General features: G+C 45.1%; 18 protein-coding genes and 1 riboswitch. Of the genes, 9 read left to right on the forward strand and 9 right to left on the reverse strand.

Features of this window, described 5'->3' with window-relative positions:
- Nucleotides 1-220 precede the first annotated feature (220 nt).
- The gene (locus PR833_RS18990; RefSeq protein WP_004924828.1) at nucleotides 221-367 is read right to left on the reverse strand and encodes a hypothetical protein; all 147 of its coding nucleotides are present in this window, start codon (nucleotides 365-367) and stop codon (nucleotides 221-223) included.
- 138 nt (nucleotides 368-505) lie between these two features.
- Here PR833_RS18990 and secE point away from each other — a divergent pair, with 138 nt between their 5' ends.
- From secE to PR833_RS19035, 9 genes are all read left to right on the forward strand, one after another.
- Nucleotides 506-892 carry a preprotein translocase subunit SecE gene (gene secE, locus PR833_RS18995; RefSeq protein ID WP_004924767.1) on the forward strand — a complete coding sequence of 129 codons (387 nt, stop codon included), beginning with the start codon at nucleotides 506-508 and terminating at the stop codon, nucleotides 890-892.
- The gene (gene nusG, locus PR833_RS19000) at nucleotides 893-1438 is read left to right on the forward strand and encodes a transcription termination/antitermination protein NusG (RefSeq protein ID WP_004924769.1); all 546 of its coding nucleotides are present in this window, start codon (nucleotides 893-895) and stop codon (nucleotides 1436-1438) included.
- Between the two features lie 162 nt (nucleotides 1439-1600).
- On the forward strand, nucleotides 1601-2029 hold the full coding sequence (rplK, locus tag PR833_RS19005; RefSeq protein WP_004924771.1) for a 50S ribosomal protein L11: 429 nt from the start codon (nucleotides 1601-1603) through the stop codon (nucleotides 2027-2029).
- A 3-nt stretch (nucleotides 2030-2032) separates the two neighbouring features.
- Nucleotides 2033-2734: a 50S ribosomal protein L1 gene (gene rplA / locus PR833_RS19010; protein ID WP_272526428.1), complete on the forward strand. Its 702-nt coding sequence runs from the start codon at nucleotides 2033-2035 to the stop codon at nucleotides 2732-2734.
- Nucleotides 2735-3037: 303 nt separating this feature from the next.
- Nucleotides 3038-3535 carry a 50S ribosomal protein L10 gene (gene rplJ, locus PR833_RS19015; protein ID WP_004924776.1) on the forward strand — a complete coding sequence of 166 codons (498 nt, stop codon included), beginning with the start codon at nucleotides 3038-3040 and terminating at the stop codon, nucleotides 3533-3535.
- A 60-nt stretch (nucleotides 3536-3595) separates the two neighbouring features.
- Nucleotides 3596-3964, forward strand: coding sequence for a 50S ribosomal protein L7/L12 (gene rplL / locus PR833_RS19020; RefSeq protein WP_004924778.1), 369 nt, complete (start codon nucleotides 3596-3598; stop codon nucleotides 3962-3964).
- Nucleotides 3965-4312: 348 nt separating this feature from the next.
- Nucleotides 4313-8341: a DNA-directed RNA polymerase subunit beta gene (rpoB, locus tag PR833_RS19025; RefSeq protein ID WP_014656956.1), complete on the forward strand. Its 4029-nt coding sequence runs from the start codon at nucleotides 4313-4315 to the stop codon at nucleotides 8339-8341.
- 112 nt (nucleotides 8342-8453) lie between these two features.
- Entirely contained in the window at nucleotides 8454-12674 is a 4221-nt protein-coding gene (gene rpoC, locus PR833_RS19030; protein WP_004924780.1) for a DNA-directed RNA polymerase subunit beta', read from the forward strand.
- A gap of 731 nt (nucleotides 12675-13405) precedes the next feature.
- A complete protein-coding gene (locus tag PR833_RS19035; RefSeq protein WP_272526429.1) occupies nucleotides 13406-14719 on the forward strand; it encodes a uracil/xanthine transporter in 1314 nt (437 codons plus the stop codon).
- Between the two features lie 53 nt (nucleotides 14720-14772).
- On the opposite strand, the gene PR833_RS19040 is transcribed toward PR833_RS19035, so the two are convergent.
- The 8 genes from PR833_RS19040 to PR833_RS19075 all read right to left on the reverse strand — a co-directional run bounded on the left by PR833_RS19040 (nucleotide 14773) and on the right by PR833_RS19075 (nucleotide 22006).
- On the reverse strand, nucleotides 14773-15426 hold the full coding sequence (locus PR833_RS19040) for a hypothetical protein (RefSeq protein WP_036942144.1): 654 nt from the start codon (nucleotides 15424-15426) through the stop codon (nucleotides 14773-14775).
- A 106-nt stretch (nucleotides 15427-15532) separates the two neighbouring features.
- Nucleotides 15533-16654, reverse strand: a complete 1122-nt coding sequence (gene thiH / locus PR833_RS19045) for a 2-iminoacetate synthase ThiH (RefSeq protein WP_004924784.1) — start codon at nucleotides 16652-16654, stop codon at nucleotides 15533-15535.
- Nucleotides 16651-17421, reverse strand: coding sequence for a thiazole synthase (locus tag PR833_RS19050; protein WP_014656952.1), 771 nt, complete (start codon nucleotides 17419-17421; stop codon nucleotides 16651-16653). The genes thiH and PR833_RS19050 overlap by 4 nt, the downstream gene beginning before the upstream one ends.
- 2 nt (nucleotides 17422-17423) lie before the next feature.
- Nucleotides 17424-17624 carry a sulfur carrier protein ThiS gene (thiS, locus tag PR833_RS19055; RefSeq protein ID WP_004924788.1) on the reverse strand — a complete coding sequence of 67 codons (201 nt, stop codon included), beginning with the start codon at nucleotides 17622-17624 and terminating at the stop codon, nucleotides 17424-17426.
- On the reverse strand, nucleotides 17612-18370 hold the full coding sequence (locus tag PR833_RS19060) for a HesA/MoeB/ThiF family protein (RefSeq protein WP_004924791.1): 759 nt from the start codon (nucleotides 18368-18370) through the stop codon (nucleotides 17612-17614). Before PR833_RS19060 ends, thiS begins: the two co-directional genes overlap by 13 nt.
- 61 nt (nucleotides 18371-18431) lie before the next feature.
- A complete protein-coding gene (gene thiE, locus PR833_RS19065; RefSeq protein WP_036942138.1) occupies nucleotides 18432-19070 on the reverse strand; it encodes a thiamine phosphate synthase in 639 nt (212 codons plus the stop codon).
- Nucleotides 19054-21003 carry a phosphomethylpyrimidine synthase ThiC gene (gene thiC / locus PR833_RS19070; protein ID WP_004924795.1) on the reverse strand — a complete coding sequence of 650 codons (1950 nt, stop codon included), beginning with the start codon at nucleotides 21001-21003 and terminating at the stop codon, nucleotides 19054-19056. Before thiC ends, thiE begins: the two co-directional genes overlap by 17 nt.
- A gap of 200 nt (nucleotides 21004-21203) precedes the next feature.
- A riboswitch (TPP riboswitch) is annotated at nucleotides 21204-21315 on the reverse strand.
- Between the two features lie 28 nt (nucleotides 21316-21343).
- Nucleotides 21344-22006 (reverse strand): HAD family hydrolase, encoded by a 663-nt coding sequence (locus tag PR833_RS19075; protein ID WP_004924796.1) that lies wholly within the window; start codon nucleotides 22004-22006, stop codon nucleotides 21344-21346.
- Between the last annotated feature and the right edge of the window lies 1 nt (nucleotide 22007).

Below are 22007 nucleotides of genomic sequence, written 5' to 3' on the forward strand. Positions count from 1 at the left end.
ATGCCCTTTTTATACTTAAAATTATTCGAGTTATATAGACTAACTATATGACCCGATGGATTGTGAGTATATGCGTTGTAAAATTAAGAACCTATCTCATCAATAGTTGTTCTAATTATTGGTGAGATAGGCTCTGATGCAACGAAATAACGGCTGTATCACCAGCTTTATGCAGTTATATGAGATTTATTAAGGTTTTGCTCAGAAGATATGGTATATTTTACCGCTGCCACATTAAGAAATTCATTTTCATAATATCGTGGCGAAAAATTTGCTGAGCATGCCAGTAATGACCTGCGGAAAGTAGATAGGGCGCAATTGTCTTTTTGCTCGCTGACGACACTTTTACTTTTGCAGGTATTGTCAACGATACTCCCTGTTTGACTTAGCAAGCTCGGCGGGTACATAAGGGATATGTTGGCATATTCTATTGGTTCGGTCTGTTTGCTTTACCGTTTTGTAGGCTAACAGGCTTTATACATACTTCATGGTAACAGGTTGAATTATGAGTGCGAATAGCGAAGCTCAAGGAAGTGGACGCAGTGTAGACGTCTTTAAGTGGGTGGTGGTAGCTGTCCTACTACTGATTGCTATAGCTGGCAACTATTACTTCCGTCAATATAACCTCGCGCTGCGTGCTTTTGCTGTTGTGGCTATTGTCGCCATTGCAGGTGCTGTCGCTTTGTGGACCGTAAAGGGGAAACAAGCACTATCGTTTGCGCGTGAAGCTCGCATTGAGATGCGAAAAGTGATTTGGCCAACTCGCCAAGAAGCATTACAAACGACTTTGATTGTTGCTGCAGTAACGGCTGTTATGTCATTAATACTGTGGGGATTAGATGGTATCCTAGTGCGTTTAGTTTCGATTATTACAAGCCTGAGGTTATTCTAAATGTCAGATTCACCTAAAAAGCGCTGGTATGTTATTCAGGCTTTCTCTGGTTTTGAAGGCCGTGTAGCGCAATCACTACGTGAACATATCAAATTGCATGGTATGGAAGACTCTTTCGGCGAAGTCATGGTTCCAACCGAAGAAGTTGTTGAGATCCGTAGTGGTCAGCGTCGCAAAAGCGAACGTAAGTTTTTTCCAGGCTATGTATTAGTTCAAATGGTTATGAATGATGATTCATGGCACTTAGTACGTAGTGTACCGCGTGTGATGGGCTTCATCGGTGGAACGTCGGATCGTCCAGCACCAATTAGTGATAAAGAAGTCGATGCGATTATGAATCGCCTACAGCAAGTTGGCGACAAACCACGTCCTAAGACATTGTTTGAGCCAGGTGAAATGGTGCGTGTTAGCGAAGGTCCATTCGCTGACTTTAACGGTGTGGTTGAAGAAATCGACTATGAAAAGAGCCGCTTGAAGGTCTCTGTTTCTATTTTCGGTCGTGCAACGCCTGTCGAATTAGATTTCAGCCAAGTCGAAAAAGTCTAACTTTTTACGGCAAAAACTGGCTTGCAAAAGGTGTGAAATTTGACTACAATTTCGCGCCTTTTGTTTTTTACGCTTTGCATTATTTGGTTAACAAATTGCGGGGCGTGTTAATTAACGGGGAGCCTAAAATTAGGCGCTATCACCCATCTAGAGGAAATATACATGGCTAAGAAAGTACAAGCCTACGTTAAGCTGCAAGTTGCGGCTGGTATGGCTAACCCAAGCCCACCGGTTGGTCCAGCGCTGGGTCAACAAGGTGTGAACATCATGGAATTCTGTAAAGCGTTTAACGCAAAAACAGACAGCCTAGAAAAAGGTTTGCCAATTCCTGTTGTTATCACTGTTTACGCAGACCGTTCTTTCACTTTCGTTACCAAAACTCCACCGGCTGCAATTTTGCTGAAAAAAGCGGCTGGCGTTAAGTCTGGTTCTGGTAAGCCGAACAAAGAGAAAGTTGGTAAAGTAACCTCTGCTCAGATTCGCGAAATCGCTGAAACTAAAGCTGCGGACATGACTGGTGCTGATGTTGACGCTATGATGCGTTCAATCGAAGGTACTGCTCGTTCCATGGGCCTGGTTGTGGAGGACTAATCAATGGCTAAACTGAATAAGCGCATGCGCAATATCCGTGAAAAAGTTGATTCAACTAAACAGTATGACATCAACGAAGCCGTTGCTCTGCTGAAAGAATTAGCGACTGCTAAATTCGTAGAAAGCGTTGACGTTGCTGTTAACCTCGGCATCGACGCTCGTAAATCTGATCAGAACGTACGTGGTGCAACTGTACTGCCACACGGTACTGGCCGTTCAGTTCGCGTTGCAGTCTTTACTCAAGGCGCAAACTCTGAAGCAGCTAAAGCTGCTGGTGCTGAGCTGGTTGGTATGGACGATCTGGCTGATAAAATTAAAGCTGGTGAGATGGATTTCGACGTTGTTATTGCTTCTCCAGATGCAATGCGCGTTGTTGGCCAATTAGGTCAAATCCTGGGTCCACGTGGTCTGATGCCAAACCCGAAAGTGGGTACTGTAACACCTAACGTTGCTGAAGCAGTTCAAAATGCTAAAGCAGGTCAGGTTCGTTACCGTAACGACAAAAACGGTATCATTCACACCACTATCGGTAAAGTTGACTTTGATGCTGACAAACTGAAAGAAAACCTAGAAGCACTGCTGATTGCGCTGAAAAAAGCAAAACCAGCTTCTGCTAAAGGCGTGTACATCAAGAAAGTTAGCCTGTCTACTACGATGGGTGCAGGTGTTGCTATCGACCAAGCTGGTCTGTCAGCAGCAGTTTAATACTAATACTTTTAGTAATTAAACTTTACCTTTGCGTCAGATTTGTATAAAATCTGACGCCTTGAGTTTGCTAGTACTATTTTAGTATTAGTAAACCGCGAATTTCGGTATGGAGTCTGGCCTTTCCAGACCCCGTCCAAGACCGCAGGTGTAGCAATACTTAATCTACCTGCGTAGACGGTGACAGAGATACCAAGAATTTTATTCTGGCTTCTGCTCACCGTGTTTTAGCGCTCAACACATGTCGTGTTTGGGTGATGTGAGTCCCCGGGGTTTCCCGGTTAATCCAGGAGCAAGAAGCTAATGGCACTAAATCTTCAAGACAAACAAGCGATTGTTGCTGAAGTCAGCGAAGTAGCCAAAGGCGCGCTTTCTGCAGTTGTTGCTGATTCACGCGGCGTAACTGTAGCAAAAATGACTGAACTGCGTAAAGCAGGTCGCGAAGCTGGCGTTTACATCCGTGTTGTTCGTAACACGCTGATCCGTCGTGCTGTTGAAGGTACTTCTTACGAAGTCCTGAAAGACGCGTTTGTTGGTCCAACCTTGATTGCTTTCTCTAACGAACACCCGGGCGCTGCTGCTCGTCTGTTCAAAGAGTTCGCGAAAGCGAATCCAGCATTTGAGATTAAAGCTGCGGCCTTTGAAGGTGAGTTAATCCAAGCGAAAGATATCGATCGTCTGGCAACACTCCCAACTTACGAAGAAGCAATCGCACGCCTGATGGCAACCATGAAAGAAGCCGCTGCAGGCAAACTGGTTCGCACTCTGGCTGCTCTGCGCGATCAGAAAGAAGCTGCATAAGCCCTTTCCTTCGTTGCTTTTTAACGTATAAACTATTTCTGAATTTTAGGAACACTTGTTATGTCTATCACTAAAGACCAAATCCTTGACGCAGTTGCTGAAATGTCTGTAATGGACGTTGTTGAACTGATCACTATGATGGAAGAAAAATTCGGCGTTTCTGCTGCTGCAGCTGTTGCTGTTGCTCCAGGTGCTGCTGCTGAAGCTGCTGAAGAAAAAACTGAGTTCGACGTTGTTCTGGCTTCTGTTGGCGGTAACAAAGTTGCTGTTATCAAAGCAGTTCGCGGTGCGACCGGTCTGGGTCTGAAAGAAGCTAAAGATATGGTAGAATCTGCGCCAGCAACTATTAAAGAAGGTGCTAGCAAAGACGAAGCTGAAGCTCTGAAAAAATCTCTTGAAGAAGCAGGCGCTTCTGTTGAGCTTAAATAAGTTCAGTCTTCAGTTTGCAGCCTAACTTAAAGGCTGATGGCTGGTGATTTTTTAATCACCAGCCTTTTTGCGCTGTAAAGCGTGATTGGGTGTTAACAGCTTTTTCACGCAATTTTGATGTTAACAAACCCTCCAATACTTCTTTCTATTGACGACTTAATATACTGTGTTCTCAGCTACGACCCGCTCGGGTAGCTCGGTAGTCAGAGTGGCACAATGAAATGATTTAAGAGTAATAGCAATGAGTATTACGGAAAGTGTTCATTTTCCATTTCAAAAAATAGCGTTATCGATGCTGTCCTTATGGACGGACAGAGTGGGTCACTGATCAGCGAGCTGAGGAACCCTATGGTTTACTCCTATACCGAGAAAAAACGTATTCGTAAGGATTTTGGTAAACGTCCACAAGTGTTGGATGTACCTTATCTCCTTTCTATCCAACTTGACTCGTTCCAGAAGTTTATCGAGCAAGATCCTGATGGTCAGAACGGGCTGGAAGCAGCTTTCCGTTCTGTGTTTCCTATTCAGAGCTACAGCGGTAATGCTGAACTGCAATATGTCAGCTATCGTCTGGGTGAGCCTGTTTTTGATGTTAAAGAATGTCAAATCCGTGGCGTCACATACTCTGCACCACTGCGTGTTAAGCTGCGTCTCATTGTTTATGAGCGTGAAGCACCAGAAGGCACTGTAAAAGACATCAAAGAACAAGAAGTCTACATGGGTGAAATTCCACTCATGACCGAAAACGGAACCTTCGTTATCAACGGTACTGAGCGTGTTATCGTTTCTCAGTTACACCGTAGCCCTGGTGTGTTCTTCGACAGCGACAAAGGTAAAACACACTCCTCAGGTAAAGTCCTGTACAACGCGCGTATTATCCCTTACCGCGGTTCATGGCTTGATTTCGAATTCGATCCGAAAGATAACCTGTTTGTACGTATCGACCGTCGCCGTAAATTACCTGCGACCATTATTCTACGTGCAATGGATTACAGCACCGAAGACATTCTGAACTTGTTCTTCGACAAAACTGTATTCCAAATCCGTGATAACAAGCTGATGATGACGCTGGTTCCTGAGCGTCTACGTGGTGAAACTGCTTCATTTGATATTGAAGCAAACGGCAAAGTCTATGTTGAAAAAGGCCGTCGTATCACTGCACGTCATATCCGCTTGCTAGAAAAAGAAGAAGTCAACAGCATTGAAGTGCCTGTTGAATATATCGCGGGTAAAGTAGTCGCAAGAGATTACATTGATGAAAGTACTGGCGAGCTGATTTGTGCAGCTAACATGGAACTTTCATTAGATATGTTGGCACGTCTGAGCCAAGCGGGTCATAAAACAATTGAAACATTGTTTACCAACGACTTAGACCACGGTGCTTACATTTCTGAAACCCTGCGTGTCGATCCAACAAATGACCGCCTGAGCGCGCTGGTAGAAATCTACCGTATGATGCGCCCTGGTGAGCCACCAACACGTGAAGCGGCTGAAAACCTGTTCGATAATCTGTTCTTCTCAGAAGATCGTTACGACTTGTCTGCGGTAGGTCGCATGAAGTTCAACCGTTCACTGGGCCGCGATGAAATCGAAGGTTCTGGTATCCTGAGTGAAGAAGACATCATTGATGTTATGCGTAAGCTCATCGATATCCGTAACGGTAAAGGCGAAGTCGACGATATTGACCACTTAGGTAACCGTCGTATTCGTTCTGTTGGTGAAATGGCAGAAAACCAGTTCCGTGTCGGTCTGGTCCGTGTTGAGCGTGCAGTGAAAGAGCGTCTTTCTCTGGGCGACCTCGATGCATTGATGCCACAAGATATGATCAACGCGAAGCCAATTTCTGCGGCAGTGAAAGAGTTCTTTGGTTCCAGCCAATTGTCTCAATTTATGGACCAAAACAACCCACTGTCAGAAATCACACACAAACGTCGTATCTCAGCATTAGGCCCAGGCGGTCTGACTCGTGAGCGTGCGGGCTTTGAAGTACGTGACGTTCACCCAACTCACTACGGTCGTGTTTGTCCAATCGAAACCCCTGAAGGTCCGAACATCGGTCTGATTAACTCATTGTCTGTTTATGCACAGACTAACGAGTATGGTTTCCTAGAAACACCTTACCGTTTAGTGCGCGATGGTATCGTTACTGACGAAATTCACTATCTGTCAGCAATTGAAGAAGGTAACTTCATCATTGCTCAGGCAAACACCGTATTGGCGGAAGATGGTAGCTTCGTTGAAGAACTGATCACTTGTCGTAACCGTGGTGAATCAAGCTTGTTCAGCCGCGATCAAGTTGAATATATGGACGTTTCGACGCAACAGGTTGTTTCTGTTGGTGCGTCACTGATCCCATTCCTTGAACACGATGATGCTAACCGTGCATTGATGGGTGCGAACATGCAACGTCAAGCGGTTCCAACTTTACGCGCTGATAAACCATTAGTGGGTACAGGTATGGAACGTGCGGTTGCTGTTGACTCCGGTGTAACAGCAGTTGCAAAACGCGGTGGTACAGTTCAGTACGTTGATGCTTCTCGTATCGTTATTAAAGTTAATGAAGATGAGATGTATCCGGGTGAAGCTGGAATCGATATTTATAACCTAACCAAATATACCCGTTCTAACCAGAACACCTGTATTAACCAGATGCCTTGTGTATCTTTAGGTGAACCAGTTGAACGTGGTGACGTGTTAGCTGATGGTCCTTCAACTGACCTAGGTGAATTGGCACTTGGCCAAAACATGCGCGTGGCATTCATGCCATGGAATGGTTATAACTTCGAGGACTCCATCCTCGTTTCTGAGCGTGTTGTTCAAGAAGACCGTTTTACAACCATCCATATTCAGGAACTCTCTTGTGTGTCTCGTGACACCAAACTGGGGCCTGAAGAAATTACTGCTGATATTCCTAACGTCGGTGAAGCGGCACTCTCTAAACTCGATGAGTCTGGTATCGTGTACATCGGTGCTGAAGTTAAAGGCGGCGATATCCTAGTTGGTAAAGTGACGCCGAAAGGCGAAACCCAACTGACACCAGAAGAGAAATTGCTACGTGCAATCTTTGGTGAAAAAGCGTCTGACGTTAAAGACTCTTCTCTACGCGTTCCTAACGGTGTTTCTGGTACGGTTATTGACGTACAAGTATTTACCCGTGATGGCGTAGAAAAAGACAAGCGTGCGCTGGAAATCGAAGAAACACAATTACGTGATGCTAAGAAAGACTTAACTGAAGAGTTACGTATTTTCGAAGCCGGTATATTTGCTCGTATCCGTTCTGTATTGATCAGTGGCGGAATTGAAGCAGAGAAACTGGACAAACTGCCTCGCGATCGCTGGTTAGAGCTGTCTCTGGCTGATGAAGAGAAACAGAACCAGTTAGAGCAACTTGCTGAGCAGTACGATGAGCTGAAATCTGAGTTTGAGAAAAAACTCGATGCTAAGCGTCGTAAGATCACCCAAGGTGATGATCTGGCTCCAGGCGTACTGAAAATTGTTAAGGTTTATCTGGCTGTTAAACGTCAGATCCAACCGGGTGATAAAATGGCGGGTCGCCATGGTAACAAGGGTGTTATCTCAAAAATCAACCCAGTTGAAGACATGCCTTACGATGAAAACGGTAACCCTGTAGACATCGTTCTGAACCCACTGGGCGTACCTTCACGTATGAACATCGGTCAGATTCTGGAAACCCACTTGGGTATGGCTGCGAAAGGTATTGGTGACAAAATTAATGCTATGCTTAAACAGCAGCAAGAAGTTGCCAAACTGCGTGAGTTTATCCAGAAAGCCTATGACCTTGGTGATGACCCACGTCAAAAAGTGGATCTGAATACTTTCTCTGATGAAGAAGTATTGCGTCTGGCTGAGAACCTGAAAAAAGGTATGCCAATCGCAACGCCAGTGTTTGATGGTGCGAAAGAAATTGAAATTAAAGAACTGTTGAAACTGGGTGGTCTGCCAACTTCTGGTCAGATTACATTGTTCGACGGCCGTACTGGTGAGAAGTTTGAGCGTCAAGTAACTGTTGGTTACATGTACATGCTGAAACTGAACCACTTGGTTGACGATAAAATGCACGCCCGTTCTACTGGTTCTTACAGCTTGGTTACTCAGCAACCGCTGGGTGGTAAAGCTCAGTTCGGTGGTCAGCGTTTCGGGGAGATGGAAGTGTGGGCACTGGAAGCATACGGTGCAGCCTATACACTCCAAGAGATGTTGACTGTTAAGTCGGATGACGTTAACGGCCGTACGAAGATGTATAAAAACATCGTCGATGGCAGCCATCAGATGGAACCTGGTATGCCGGAATCCTTCAACGTATTGTTGAAAGAAATCCGTTCACTGGGTATCAACATCGAACTGGAAGACGAGTAATTCGTTTGTACCGGAAGGCTAATTTTAGTCTTCCGGCCAGTATAAGTACTGGGATTAGGGGAGAGGCAGGGGCCTCTCACCTGACAGGTCTAACTCCGACAGGAGCCATTTTGTGAAAGACTTAATTAAGTTTCTGAAAGCGCAAACCAAGACCGAAGAGTTTGATGCGATCAAAATTGCTCTGGCATCACCTGATATGATCCGCTCATGGTCATTCGGTGAAGTGAAAAAGCCAGAAACCATTAACTACCGTACGTTCAAACCTGAGCGTGACGGCCTTTTCTGTGCGCGTATTTTCGGGCCAGTAAAAGACTACGAATGTCTGTGCGGTAAGTACAAACGTTTAAAACACCGCGGTGTGATTTGTGAGAAATGTGGCGTTGAAGTCACCCAGACTAAAGTTCGTCGTGAGCGCATGGGGCATATTGAACTTGCTTCTCCGACAGCACACATCTGGTTCTTAAAATCACTGCCATCCCGTATCGGTTTGTTACTTGATATGCCTCTGCGTGATATCGAGCGTGTTCTGTATTTTGAATCTTATGTCGTTGTTGAAGGCGGTATGACTAGCCTTGAACGTGGACAGATCCTGACAGAAGAACAATACCTTGATGCGCTGGAAGAGTTCGGTGACGAATTTGACGCGAAAATGGGTGCGGAAGCAATCCAAGGTCTGCTGAAAAACCTCGATCTTGAGAACGAGTGTGAAACACTACGCGAAGAGTTGAATGAAACTAACTCTGAAACTAAGCGTAAGAAGCTGACTAAGCGCATTAAACTGTTAGAAGCGTTCATTCAATCTGGCAACAAACCAGAGTGGATGATCCTGAACGTTCTACCTGTGTTACCACCTGATCTACGTCCATTAGTTCCTCTGGATGGTGGCCGTTTCGCAACGTCAGATCTGAACGATCTGTATCGTCGCGTGATCAACCGTAACAACCGTCTGAAACGTCTTCTGGATCTGGCTGCGCCAGACATCATCGTACGTAACGAAAAACGTATGCTGCAAGAAGCGGTTGACGCACTGTTAGATAACGGTCGTCGTGGTCGTGCAATTACAGGCTCTAACAAACGTCCTCTGAAATCTTTGGCTGATATGATCAAAGGTAAACAAGGTCGTTTCCGTCAGAACTTGCTAGGTAAGCGTGTTGACTACTCAGGTCGTTCGGTTATTACAGTAGGTCCATACCTGCGTCTGCATCAGTGTGGTCTGCCTAAGAAAATGGCTCTTGAGCTATTCAAACCATTTATTTATGGCAAATTAGAACTACGTGGTCTGGCAACAACCATTAAAGCAGCGAAGAAAATGGTTGAGCGCGAAGAAGCGGTAGTTTGGGATATCTTGGATGAAGTTATCCGTGAACACCCAGTCATGCTGAACCGTGCACCAACACTTCACCGTCTGGGTATCCAAGCGTTCGAACCAATTCTGATCGAAGGTAAAGCTATCCAATTGCACCCACTCGTTTGTGCGGCATATAACGCCGACTTCGATGGTGACCAAATGGCGGTACACGTTCCTCTAACTCTGGAAGCTCAGTTAGAAGCACGTGCGTTGATGATGTCAACCAACAACATTCTGTCACCAGCAAGTGGTGAGCCTATCATCGTTCCTTCACAGGACGTTGTATTGGGTCTCTACTATATGACTCGTGACTGCGTAAACGCGAAAGGCGAAGGCATGGTTCTGGCCGGCCCGAAAGAAGCTGAGCGTGTTTACCGTTCAGGTCATGCATCACTGCATGCCCGCGTTAAAGTCCGTATCACTGAAGAAGTGAAAGACGGTGAAGGTAACATTACGATTAACACCAGTATGGTTGATACTACTGTTGGTCGTGCAATTTTGTGGATGATCGTACCAAAAGGCTTGCCTTATTCGCTGGTTAACCAAGCGCTAGGTAAGAAAGCGATCTCCAAAATGCTGAACACCTGTTACCGTGTACTGGGTCTGAAACCAACGGTTATTTTTGCTGACCAAATCATGTATACCGGTTTTGCCTACGCGGCACGCTCTGGTGCATCTGTTGGTATCGACGATATGGTTATTCCTGAGAAAAAAGCAGGGATCATCGCCGAAGCAGAAGCGGAAGTTGCAGAAATTCAGGAACAGTTCCAGTCTGGTCTGGTGACAGCAGGCGAACGTTACAACAAAGTTATCGATATCTGGGCTGCGGCAAACGAACGTGTTGCTAAAGCGATGATGGAAAACCTGTCAACTGAAACAGTTATTAACCGTGACGGTGAAGAAGAACAACAGGTTTCTTTCAACAGTATCTTTATGATGGCCGACTCCGGTGCTCGTGGTTCTGCCGCTCAGATCCGTCAGCTTGCGGGTATGCGTGGTCTGATGGCTAAGCCAGATGGCTCAATCATCGAAACACCAATCACGGCGAACTTCCGTGAAGGTCTGAACGTTCTCCAGTACTTTATTTCTACGCACGGTGCTCGTAAAGGTCTTGCGGATACCGCATTGAAAACAGCGAACTCCGGTTATCTGACTCGTCGTCTCGTTGACGTTGCTCAGGACTTGGTTGTGACTGAAGACGATTGTGGTACTCACGAAGGTATCCTGATGACTCCGGTTATCGAGGGTGGCGATGTTAAAGAACCACTGCGTGAGCGTGTATTGGGTCGTGTGACTGCGGAAGACATCCTGATCCCAGGTACCGCGGACATTCTGGTTCCACGTAATACGTTGCTACACGAAAAATGGTGTGACCTGTTAGAAGAAAACTCTGTTGACAGCGTTAAAGTCCGTTCAGTCGTTAGCTGTGAAACTGACTTCGGTGTGTGTGCTCACTGTTATGGTCGTGACCTGGCTCGTGGTCATATCATCAACAAAGGTGAAGCTATCGGGGTTATCGCGGCACAGTCAATCGGTGAACCAGGTACACAGTTGACGATGCGTACGTTCCACATCGGTGGTGCGGCATCTCGTGCGGCAGCAGAATCTAGCATCCAAGTTCGTAATCCAGGTACGCTAAAACTGGTTAACGCGAAATTTGTGACTAACTCAGAAGGCAAACTGGTTATTACTTCACGTAATACCGAATTACGCCTGATTGATGAGTTCGGTCGCACTAAAGAGAGCTACAAAGTTCCTTACGGTGCGCACCTGACTAAAGGTGACGGTGAAGCAGTTAACGGTGGCGAAACTGTTGCTAACTGGGATCCACATACCATGCCAGTTGTCAGTGAAGTATCCGGTATTATCCGCTTCTCTGACATGATTGATGGTCAAACAATGACTCGTCAGACTGATGAATTAACCGGTCTGTCTTCAATCGTTGTTCTGGATACTGCGGAACGTACTAGTGGTGGTAAAGACCTGCGTCCTGCATTGCGTGTTGTTGATGCAAATGGTAACGATGTGCTTATTCCTAACACAGACATGCCTGCTCAGTACTTCTTACCGGGTAAAGCAATTGTTCAGTTAGATGATGGCATCGCTATCAACGTGGGTGATACTTTAGCGCGTATTCCACAAGAATCTGTGGGGACTAAAGATATCACGGGTGGTCTACCACGCGTTGCTGACCTGTTTGAAGCACGTCGTCCGAAAGAGCCTGCAATCTTGGCTGAGATCAGCGGTATTGTTTCCTTCGGTAAAGAAACCAAAGGTAAACGTCGTCTGGTGATCACACCGATGGATGGTTCTGATCCGTATGAAGAGATGATCCCTAAATGGCGTCAGCTCAACGTGTTTGAAGGTGAGATCGTAGAGCGCGGTGACGTGATCTCCGATGGCCCAGAGTCTCCACACGATATCTTGCGTCTGCGTGGTGTTCATGCGGTTACGCGTTATATCACGAACGAGGTTCAGGAAGTTTACCGCTTACAAGGCGTTAAGATTAACGATAAACACATCGAAGTTATCGTTCGTCAGATGCTGCGTAAAGTGACTATCTCTGACGCGGGAAGCTCTGAATTCCTTGAAGGTGAGCAGGTTGAGTACTCACGTGTTAAAGTTTCTAACCGTAAACTTGAGCAGGATGGTAAGATCCCAGCTAAGTTCGAACGTGACCTGTTGGGTATCACGAAGGCATCTCTGGCAACAGAATCCTTCATCTCAGCAGCATCGTTCCAAGAAACCACACGCGTACTGACAGAAGCAGCCGTTGCAGGTAAACGTGACGAGCTTCGCGGTCTGAAAGAGAACGTTATTGTGGGTCGTCTGATCCCAGCAGGTACTGGTTTTGCGTATCATCAAGACCGTATCCGTCGCCGTCATCTGAATGATGTTGTGGAAGCGCCACAAGTCAGCGCAGATGAAGCTACGGCTAACCTGGCTGAACTGTTAAATGCAGGGTTCAGCAGCGATAACAATTAAGGCTTATAAGCCTGATTGAAACACAATAATAAAACCGGTGCTTCAATAGCGCCGGTTTTTTTGTAGGTATAAATCAGCAATATAAAATGTCCGTTTTGCCACTAACCCTTATTGACAGTGATAATGTGAAAATGCGGACACGCGAGATAATTGGCTAACTCTGGAAAATAATTATTTGGGGAAGAAATTAAAGGCTCTTTTTTAATTTCATGAAATCCTGCATTCGATCGTAGGTATTTCTAGATATGGCCAACGCTATATCTCTTCATAAATATCGGGTAATGTATCAAAAGAAGAATACTGCAAATTATGTTTGATTGTGTCACTCTCAATGGAAGGCATAAAACGATATTTTCGAGTCACTATGTCATGTCCTTAAGTAGAAAAGAATATACATAGTCATTAATATCACAAATATAAATAAAGATAAGATATATGTTTATTTATTAGCTTTTATTATAAAGTGATTAATGTGAACTTATCGCTATGGCATTAAATAAATATGAAGAGTAGGTTTAAAAGTTAATTTGCAAATTTAATAAAATAGGCCATGACAGAAAAATACTATCTCCCTAACTCAAAATTAAATAAATTTAACCATTAATTTTAGAGCATTGTTAGCGACTGCCCTTTCAATATAATCGATAAATATCCAAGTAATAGGCCAAAAATAATAATTAGAAATTTAATTTAAACACGACTAGACTGTTAACCATCGATAATAATAAATAATGGGGTCTTCAGTGCAGAAAAATATAATCAAAAAAAGTAGCTTTATTTCGGGCTTCCAATGGTTTTTCTTTATTTTTTGCAATACCGTTGTTATTCCACCTACACTGCAATCTGCCTTTCATTTATCGGCTGAAACCACATTTGTTATCACCCAATACGCTTTTTTGCTTATTGCATTAGCCTGTTTGCTACAAGCTTTTTTAGGGCACAAACGTGCACTGATGGAAGGTTCGACCGGTTTATGGTGGGCAACAATCTTAACCGTGACGCTATCAGAGTCGATGCAAGGAACCTCTTTAGCAATTATTGGTTGGAGTCTCGCCGTCGGTATTTTTTTATCAGGTATTGTTACCATATTAATAGGGCTAACAGGACTAGGTAACTGGCTCTCTGGCTTATTTAAACCGGGTGTCTTAGTCGTATTTATGTTTTTACTTGGCGCTCAGTTAGTCTCAATTTTCCTAAAAGGGATGTTAGGGCTACCCTTTGGGGTTTCAGATCCTAGTGTTACCGTTAATTATCCAGTTTTCTTTCTTGCCTTTGCAGTGCTGATTTTTGTTATCGCTATGATTGTCTTTCTACCCCCGAGTATTAGCAAATACGCTTTACTCTGTGGAACTGTTCTAGGCTGGGGGGCTTACAGCCTGCTATTTCATGGACAAATCTCCACAGTTTCAGAGGCTAAATGGCTACTCTTTCCATTAGGACGGGCAGATGATATTCAACTAAGCATTGTGATCACTGCGATACTGGCAGGTATTTTGAATACCTCAAACACTTTTGGTGCGATACGAGGCAGTGATGTTTTTTATCCGCAAAAAGAGTCGACAAAATCTATTTATCGGCGGAGTTTTGTGACGTCAGGTGTTTTAACTTTATTTTCAGCACCATTAGGTGTTGTGCCGTTTTCACCGTTTGTCTCATCCATTGGTTTGATTACACAGACCAAGGATACTTCGCGGGTCTCTTTTACGATTGGGAGTTTACTGCTGTTATTCGTTGGTGCAGTTGCCGTATTGACCCAGTTTTTTCGTTCATTACCGTTAGCGATTGGTAGCGCGGTGATGTTGGCAACTTATTTGCCATTATTATTCTCTTCTTTTTCATTTCTAGCCGAAATTAAACTGAACGCCCGCAATATTTATCGTTTAGCACTACCATTATTTATCGGTATTTTTTTAATGTCAGCCCCCGATGCTGTCATGGATTCATTACCAATGATGTTTAGTTCATTATTAGGGAATGGTTTGTTAATGGGGATCATTTTGTCGTTGATCCTCGAAAACAGTATTAAGTGGGATAAGATTCATTAACGAATACAGAAAAACCTCATTATGTAGCGTTTATAATGAGGTTAGATCACGCATTAGTACATTGGCGAGCGGAGTTGGTAACGATTTGTTTTGTCGCTAGGTGAGATATAAAACCGGCCATCAAAACTATTCTTATAGGACTTAGCGGGACCAAAAATCCCGATTGATATTGGCATTGAGCCGTAGTTAAATTGATATTGGGCACCCTCTAAATAGATCACGGTGATCTGGTAGTTTGTGAGTGGTTTGGTATATAAAACTAAGCTGTCTTTACTGTTTGAATCCCTTACCATGTGAGGGAGGCTGTAATCCACAGCTTTCATTGTGCCACGGTAGGAGTAGTAGTATCCCTGAATATTGTTTTTATTTGGGATAGAGAAACGCGCAAAATCGGCATCGGAAATTATGCCAAGTGAATCAAAATACTCACTATAGCCTTCAACTCGTATTTCATGATCTTTACCGAATAATACGACCTGAAAAGGGCGTGTGCCATGAGATACTTTTTGTGCTTTTAATCGGGCAAGCGTTTCTTCTACGGCGAACTCTTCTTCATCAATATTTCTGGCTCCCTGAATTTCCGACATCATTAATTGGATGATTTCACGCGAAGGCGTTGGATGCTTCCAACGAACGTTGGCACAGCCACTCATTAATAATGAAAAGAATAAGACAAAAAGTAGAAAAAACCATTTTTGGGTCATCATATATGATTCATTTGTCGTGAACAGAGAACGGAGTATAGCCCGATAAATGAAACGTAAAAGTAGCCAAAAAAGGGATAAACTTCCTCCTTGAAGTTTATCGGATAAATTAACGCCCTAAATAGCCATCCCAATCTTTCCAGACCGGTTGTAGCCCCGAACGAATTAAAGATTCTGCAACTTGTGCGGCACTACGATTATCATGCGGTGCAAATTGTTCCAATTCAGCATGGTCATCGGCATAACCGCCCGGCTGTGTTTTTGAACCCGCACTGACATTATTAATGGCAAGTGGCACAACGTGATCGCGAAAATAAGGCGATTCGCGGGTTGAAAGTGATAGCTCAACATCTGGCGCCAATAAACGAAATGCGCAAATAAGCTGCACAAGTTCAGCTTCACTCATTAAAGAAGCCGGCTCTATACCACCAGCACAAGGGCGTAAACGAGGAAATGAAATAGAATAACGGCTCTGCCAATAGTGTTTTTGGAGATAAATCAGATGCTCCGCCACCATATAGCAATCGGTGCGCCAACTGTTAGATAAACCAATTAATGCTCCAAGTCCTATTTTATCGATACCAGCCCGCCCTAAACGGTCAGGGGTCTCCAGCCGCCAATGAAAATCCTGTTTTTTACCTTTCAAATGATGTAGTTGATAAGCTGGCTCGTGGTAAGTCTCTTGATACACCATCACACCATCTAGTCCTAATGTCTTAAGTTCAGCATACTCTTCGGTGCTCAGTGGCTGAACTTCCATCATCAAGGCGCTAAAATAGCGGCGTATTGTGGGTAAATGCTCACGAAAATAATCCATGCCCACTTTATTTTGATGCTCCCCTGTGACTAACAACAGGCTATCAAAACCAATTTTACGGATTGTCTCGCACTCATTAATGATTTCGTTCTTATCGAGCGTTTTTCGTTTAATGCGATTACTCATTGAAAAACCACAATATGTACAATCATTAGCGCATAGATTTGATAAATACAGTGGCACATAGAACCCCACGGTATTACCAAAACGTTGCCGTGTTAGCTTTTGGGCTTTCTGCGCTAATTGCTCAATAAAAGGGCGAGCGGCAGGGGAGAGCAATGCCATAAAATCATCAAGTGTTAAAGTATCGCTAGCAAGAGCCTGCTCAACATCTCGCGTATTTTTGGCATAAATTTGTAAGGTTAGGTCATCCCAATTTAGCTGCTGCCAGCGTTGGCGAAAGCTGCTGTTCATTGTAATGCTCCCAAAAACTCGGTTAATGGGCTTGAAGCTTCAGCATGTTGTTTCGGGCTAGCAAGGCCAGCGCGTCGGGCAAGCTCTGCGGCTTCAAGGGAGACTTTAAAAGCTTGAGCCATGAGCACAGGATCTTTTGCTACAGCGATGGCGGTATTGACTAGTACGGCATCGGCCCCCATTTCAATCGCTTCGATCGCATGGCTAGGTGCGCCAATCCCAGCATCAACCACTACGGGGATCGTCGATTGCTCAATAATGATCCGTAACATCTCTTTGGTGACTAAACCTTTATTGGTGCCAATCGGTGCACCAAGTGGCATTACTGCTGCACAACCGACTTCTTCGAGACGACGACACAGCACAGGGTCAGCACTGCAATAAGGCAGTACCACAAACCCTTCTTTTACGAGTTGTTCGGCAGCAATTAAGGTTTCGACGGGGTCGGGTAAGAGATATTTCACATCGGGGTGAATTTCTAGTTTAACCCAATGAGTTCCCAACGCTTCACGGGCAAGGCGTGCGGCAAAAATAGCTTCTTGGGCATTTTTCGCACCAGAAGTATTAGGGAGCAGTCTTACCCCAATCTCTTGCAAAGGCTTTAAAATGCCATCGTCATTGCCACGTAAATCTATACGTTTCATCGCCATGGTAACAAGCTGACTGCCTGATGCAGTGATTGCGTTTTGCATCAATGTTGGATTGGCAAATTTTCCTGTGCCAGTAAAGAGGCGTGACTGAAAAGTCACATCGGCAATTTTTAACATGATTAGCCTCCAGCGATAGCTTGAAACAATAAGATATTGTCTTGGTCATTCACGAGGTGTGAATCCCATTGATGACGAGGAATGATCACTTGGTTGATGGCCAAAGCCGTGCCGACCGTACTGCGCTCTAGAGAAGCGAGTAATTGAGACACGGTTAATGGCGCATCAAACTCCATTGGCTGGTCGTTAATTATAAGGCGCATGTTTCTTCTCGGCAGATTGGACATTGAATGGACGGTGTCAGTTGCAAGGTATTCCATTGCTGCTGTTTACCATCAAATAAACGCAATTTACCGCTTAGCGAGGAAGGCAATCCGACTAATAATTTGATGGCCTCTAAGGCTTGCAATGTGCCTATGACCCCCACGACAGGGCCAAGTACACCAGCGGTACGGCAGTTACGCTGAGGCTCCGTCTGGTCAGGGTATAAACATGCGTAACAGCCGTGATTAAAGGGTGGCTCAAGCACCATAAGCTGCCCACCAAACCCCACGGCACTGCCACTAACCAATGTTTTATTTGCCATGACGCAGGCCGCATTAACGGCATGGCGAGTGGCCATGTTATCGCAACAATCGAGAACTAAATCGACTTGCTCAACCAAGGGAAGCAATGTGTGAATATCTAACTTTTGTTGTAAGACATGGGTATGGATCAGTGGATTAAGATCTTGTAGTCGTTTTGCGGCAAGTTTGGCTTTAGATTGAGGAATGTCCTCAGTGCCATATAAAACTTGCCGCTGTAGATTAGAAAGGTGTAGCTCGTCGTGATCCGCAAGCCATAACTCACCGACGCCAGCGGCCGCTAAATAAAGTGATGCCGGTGCACCTAAACCACCAAGGCCAACAATCAGTACCTTACTCGTTTTAAGTTTGCCTTGTCCTTCAGGGCCGATATCTTCAAGCAGTAGCTGGCGGCTATAACGCATAAACTCATGGTCATTTAACATGATGAACTCCTCGAATTAACCCGCCATCACGAGAGCGTGTGGGCGGGTTTGATTCAGGTAATCAGTGATTTTCTACGAGGCGTAAAAGGGTTTTTGTTGCCTCTAGCCAATCATCTGCTTTGGTAATTGCACTCACTAAGGCGACACTTCCAACACCGGTTGCGAGCACTGCTGGCACTCTATCGATAGAGATACCGCCAATCGCGACCGTGGGGTAATCGGGAGTCGCTTCTACCATAGTTTTGAGTGTCTCCAACCCTTGAGGTGCTGAGGGCATTTTCTTGGTTTCTGTTGGGAAAATATGCCCCATCGCAATATAAGAAGGGCGCACGGATTTAGCGATAGCAAGCTCATGTTGATCATGAGTTGAGATGCCTAAACGTAGCCCAGCTTGATGAATAGCCAATAGGTCGGTGGTTTCCAGATCTTCTTGTCCAAGATGAACACCATAGGCACCGAGCTCGATAGCTAAGCGCCAATAGTCATTGATAAATAGCCGCGCATGATGTTTTTCACCGAGAGCAATCGCTCGTTGGATATCATCACGCACTTCATCATCATGCTTATCTTTAATACGTAGCTGGATAGTCGTTACGCCTGCATTAAGCAAGCGTTCAATCCATTCTACAGAGTCGACCACAGGATAAAGCCCCAATCGTTGCTCAGTGGGAGCAAAGGGAGTGCTAGGCAATTTTTTCATCGGACACGACCTCGGCACTGTGATACAACTCGCTGCCATGAGCGCGGAAAGCTTCGGACATTTGCTCCATGCCAGCTTCCTTTTGCGCCGCATAATCACGGACTTCTTGTGAAATTTTCATTGAGCAGAATTTAGGACCACACATAGAGCAGAAATGGGCAACTTTCCCTGACGCTTGTGGCAGGGTTTCATCGTGATAAGCACGTGCGGTATCTGGGTCGAGAGCAAGGTTAAATTGATCTTCCCAGCGGAACTCAAAACGCGCTTTAGACATAGCATTATCACGAATTTGTGCTCCGGGATGCCCTTTCGCGAGGTCGGCAGCATGAGCCGCAATTTTATAGGTGATTAGCCCTTGTTTAACATCCTCTTTATTTGGTAAGCCCAAATGCTCTTTTGGGGTGACATAACAGAGCATTGCACAGCCAAACCAGCCGATCATGGCTGCCCCAATACCTGATGTAAAATGGTCATAACCGGGAGCGATATCGGTAGTTAGTGGGCCGAGGGTATAAAACGGCGCTTCATGACAATGTTCAAGCTCTTCCGTCATGTTGCGGTGGATCATCTGCATTGGCACATGTCCTGGGCCTTCAATCATCACTTGCACGTCATATTCCCAAGCAATTTTTGTAAGCTCACCAAGGGTATGCAGTTCAGCAAATTGGGCTTCATCGTTGGCATCTTGAATTGACCCTGGACGTAAACCATCACCTAATGACAGTGATACATCATAGGCTGCACAAATCTCACAAATTTCACGGAAATTTTCATACAAGAAGTTTTCTTGGTGATGAGAGAGGCACCATTTCGCCATGATCGAGCCACCACGGGAGACAATACCGGTTAAACGTTTCGCCGTCATAGGGACATAGCGCAGGAGCACACCCGCATGGATAGTAAAGTAATCGACCCCTTGTTCGGCCTGTTCAAGCAGTGTATCGCGGAACATTTCCCACGTGAGATTTTCGGCAACCCCATTAACCTTTTCGAGTGCTTGATAAATAGGCACAGTACCAATTGGCACTGGACTGTTACGTAGGATCCACTCACGAGTTTCGTGAATATAACGACCAGTAGACAGATCCATAACGGTATCGGCTCCCCAGCGGGTAGACCAAATCAGTTTTTCAACCTCTTCTTCAATGGAAGAAGTCACCGATGAGTTACCGATATTGGCGTTCACTTTCACTAGGAAGTTGCGGCCAATAATCATTGGCTCAGATTCAGGGTGATTGATATTGGCTGGGATGATGGCACGGCCCGCGGCAACTTCTTGGCGGACAAATTCCGGCGTGATGTTTTCAGGCAGATTTGCACCAAATGATTGTCCGGGGTGCTGTTGTCTTAAAACGTCACCACGAATACGTTCACGTCCCATATTTTCGCGAATGGCGATAAATTCCATTTCAGGGGTAATAATACCTTGGCGTGCATAATGAAGCTGTGTTACACAGCGACCCTTCATCGCTTTCAATGGGTGGGGGCGATGATTAAATCGTAAGTGATCGAGACCCGCGTCGGCAAGTCGCTGCTGCGTAAAATCTGAACTGAGGGTATCAACTGGAACAGTATCATTACGCTCGCGGATCCAACCTTCACGGATCTTTTTTAATCCTTTATGAACATTTAATTCTGCGGCTGGGTCGCCATAGGGGCCTGAAGTATCATAAACAGGAACAGGCTCATTATCTTCAAATTGAGGATTATCTTTATCGCCGCCAATGAGGGTTGGTGAGAGCTGGATTTCTCGCATTGGCACTTGGATATCGTCTCTTGAACCTGTTAGGTAGATACGTTTTGAATTAGGGAAGGATACGCCAGAAACCGTATTGATAAAGTTTTCGGCCGCATCACGTTGTGCTTTGCGCGTTCTTGCAGGCGCCGCTTTAGGAGAAAGATCGCTTGTAGGGATAATATTATTTTGGGACATAGCAATTTCCTGACATTGTCACGAGCGATTACGCGTATATGGGCGTAGCACTCAGGTTTATCGTAAGAAAGTTGCTTGTCTGGAGTTCGGATGGAGTAATGGTATGGCGTTGCGTGTTCATTTTGTTAGCTGACGTTTGCTGTGTTGCGTATGAGTTGTCAGCCTAAATATGCAAAAGCAAATAACCAAAATTGTTACGCTGAATGATTACTCTTGTTCCCTTCGCAGGTATTAACCCGATCAGGTTCCGCGGATCCCGAATTAACGGTCTCAGCCCGTAGCTTTCGCCACTAGGCACTCCGACAAGATGGACCTAGTATAAGAGGTGCAAAAAAAATATTCAAACTTCCCAGTGATATTGTGTCCAATGTTGTTCGGTGGCGACTTGGCAAAGACGCGCGTCACCATTTACGATAAACACCTCATCGGCAAATTGGCACATGGGCAGATCATTGGCGGAATCGGTATAGAAATAAATATAGGCATCGGTAATTGGCTGGTGGCTGATCCACTGAAGCAGGCGTTTGACTTTGCCTGCTTTAAAAGTCGCAATGCCTTCTATTTCGGTGCTGTAACCACCATTTTTCTGCTTGATGTCGATTCCCATCACGACATCAGCAGCGAATCGTTCGGCTATCTTTTTCACAATAAAAGAAACGGTTGCAGAGATCACAATGATCGGGATCCCTTGCTTTCGATACTGCTCGATTGTGCGGATCCCTTCGGGATATATACGTGGCACGATCATGCTCTCAACAAAATCATCTAACCAGAGATCAACTTGCTCGATGCTGAACCCAGATAGCGATTGCAGGCTAAAACGCAGGTAAGTCGCCATATCTAGGGAGCCTGAGTTATATTGTGCCATCATTTGTTTGTCGGCTTCGACAAAACGCGGGTCGGTGATAATTTGCTTATCCCACAGGTATTGTGTCCACAGTACGCTGCTATCCCCCTGAATTAGGGTGTCATCTAAATCAAAAACCGCCAATTTGTTTTGCATT

Origin of the sequence: Providencia sp. PROV189 (genome assembly GCF_028480065.1) — a bacterium.
Taxonomy (GTDB): Bacteria; Pseudomonadota; Gammaproteobacteria; order Enterobacterales; family Enterobacteriaceae; genus Providencia; species Providencia stuartii.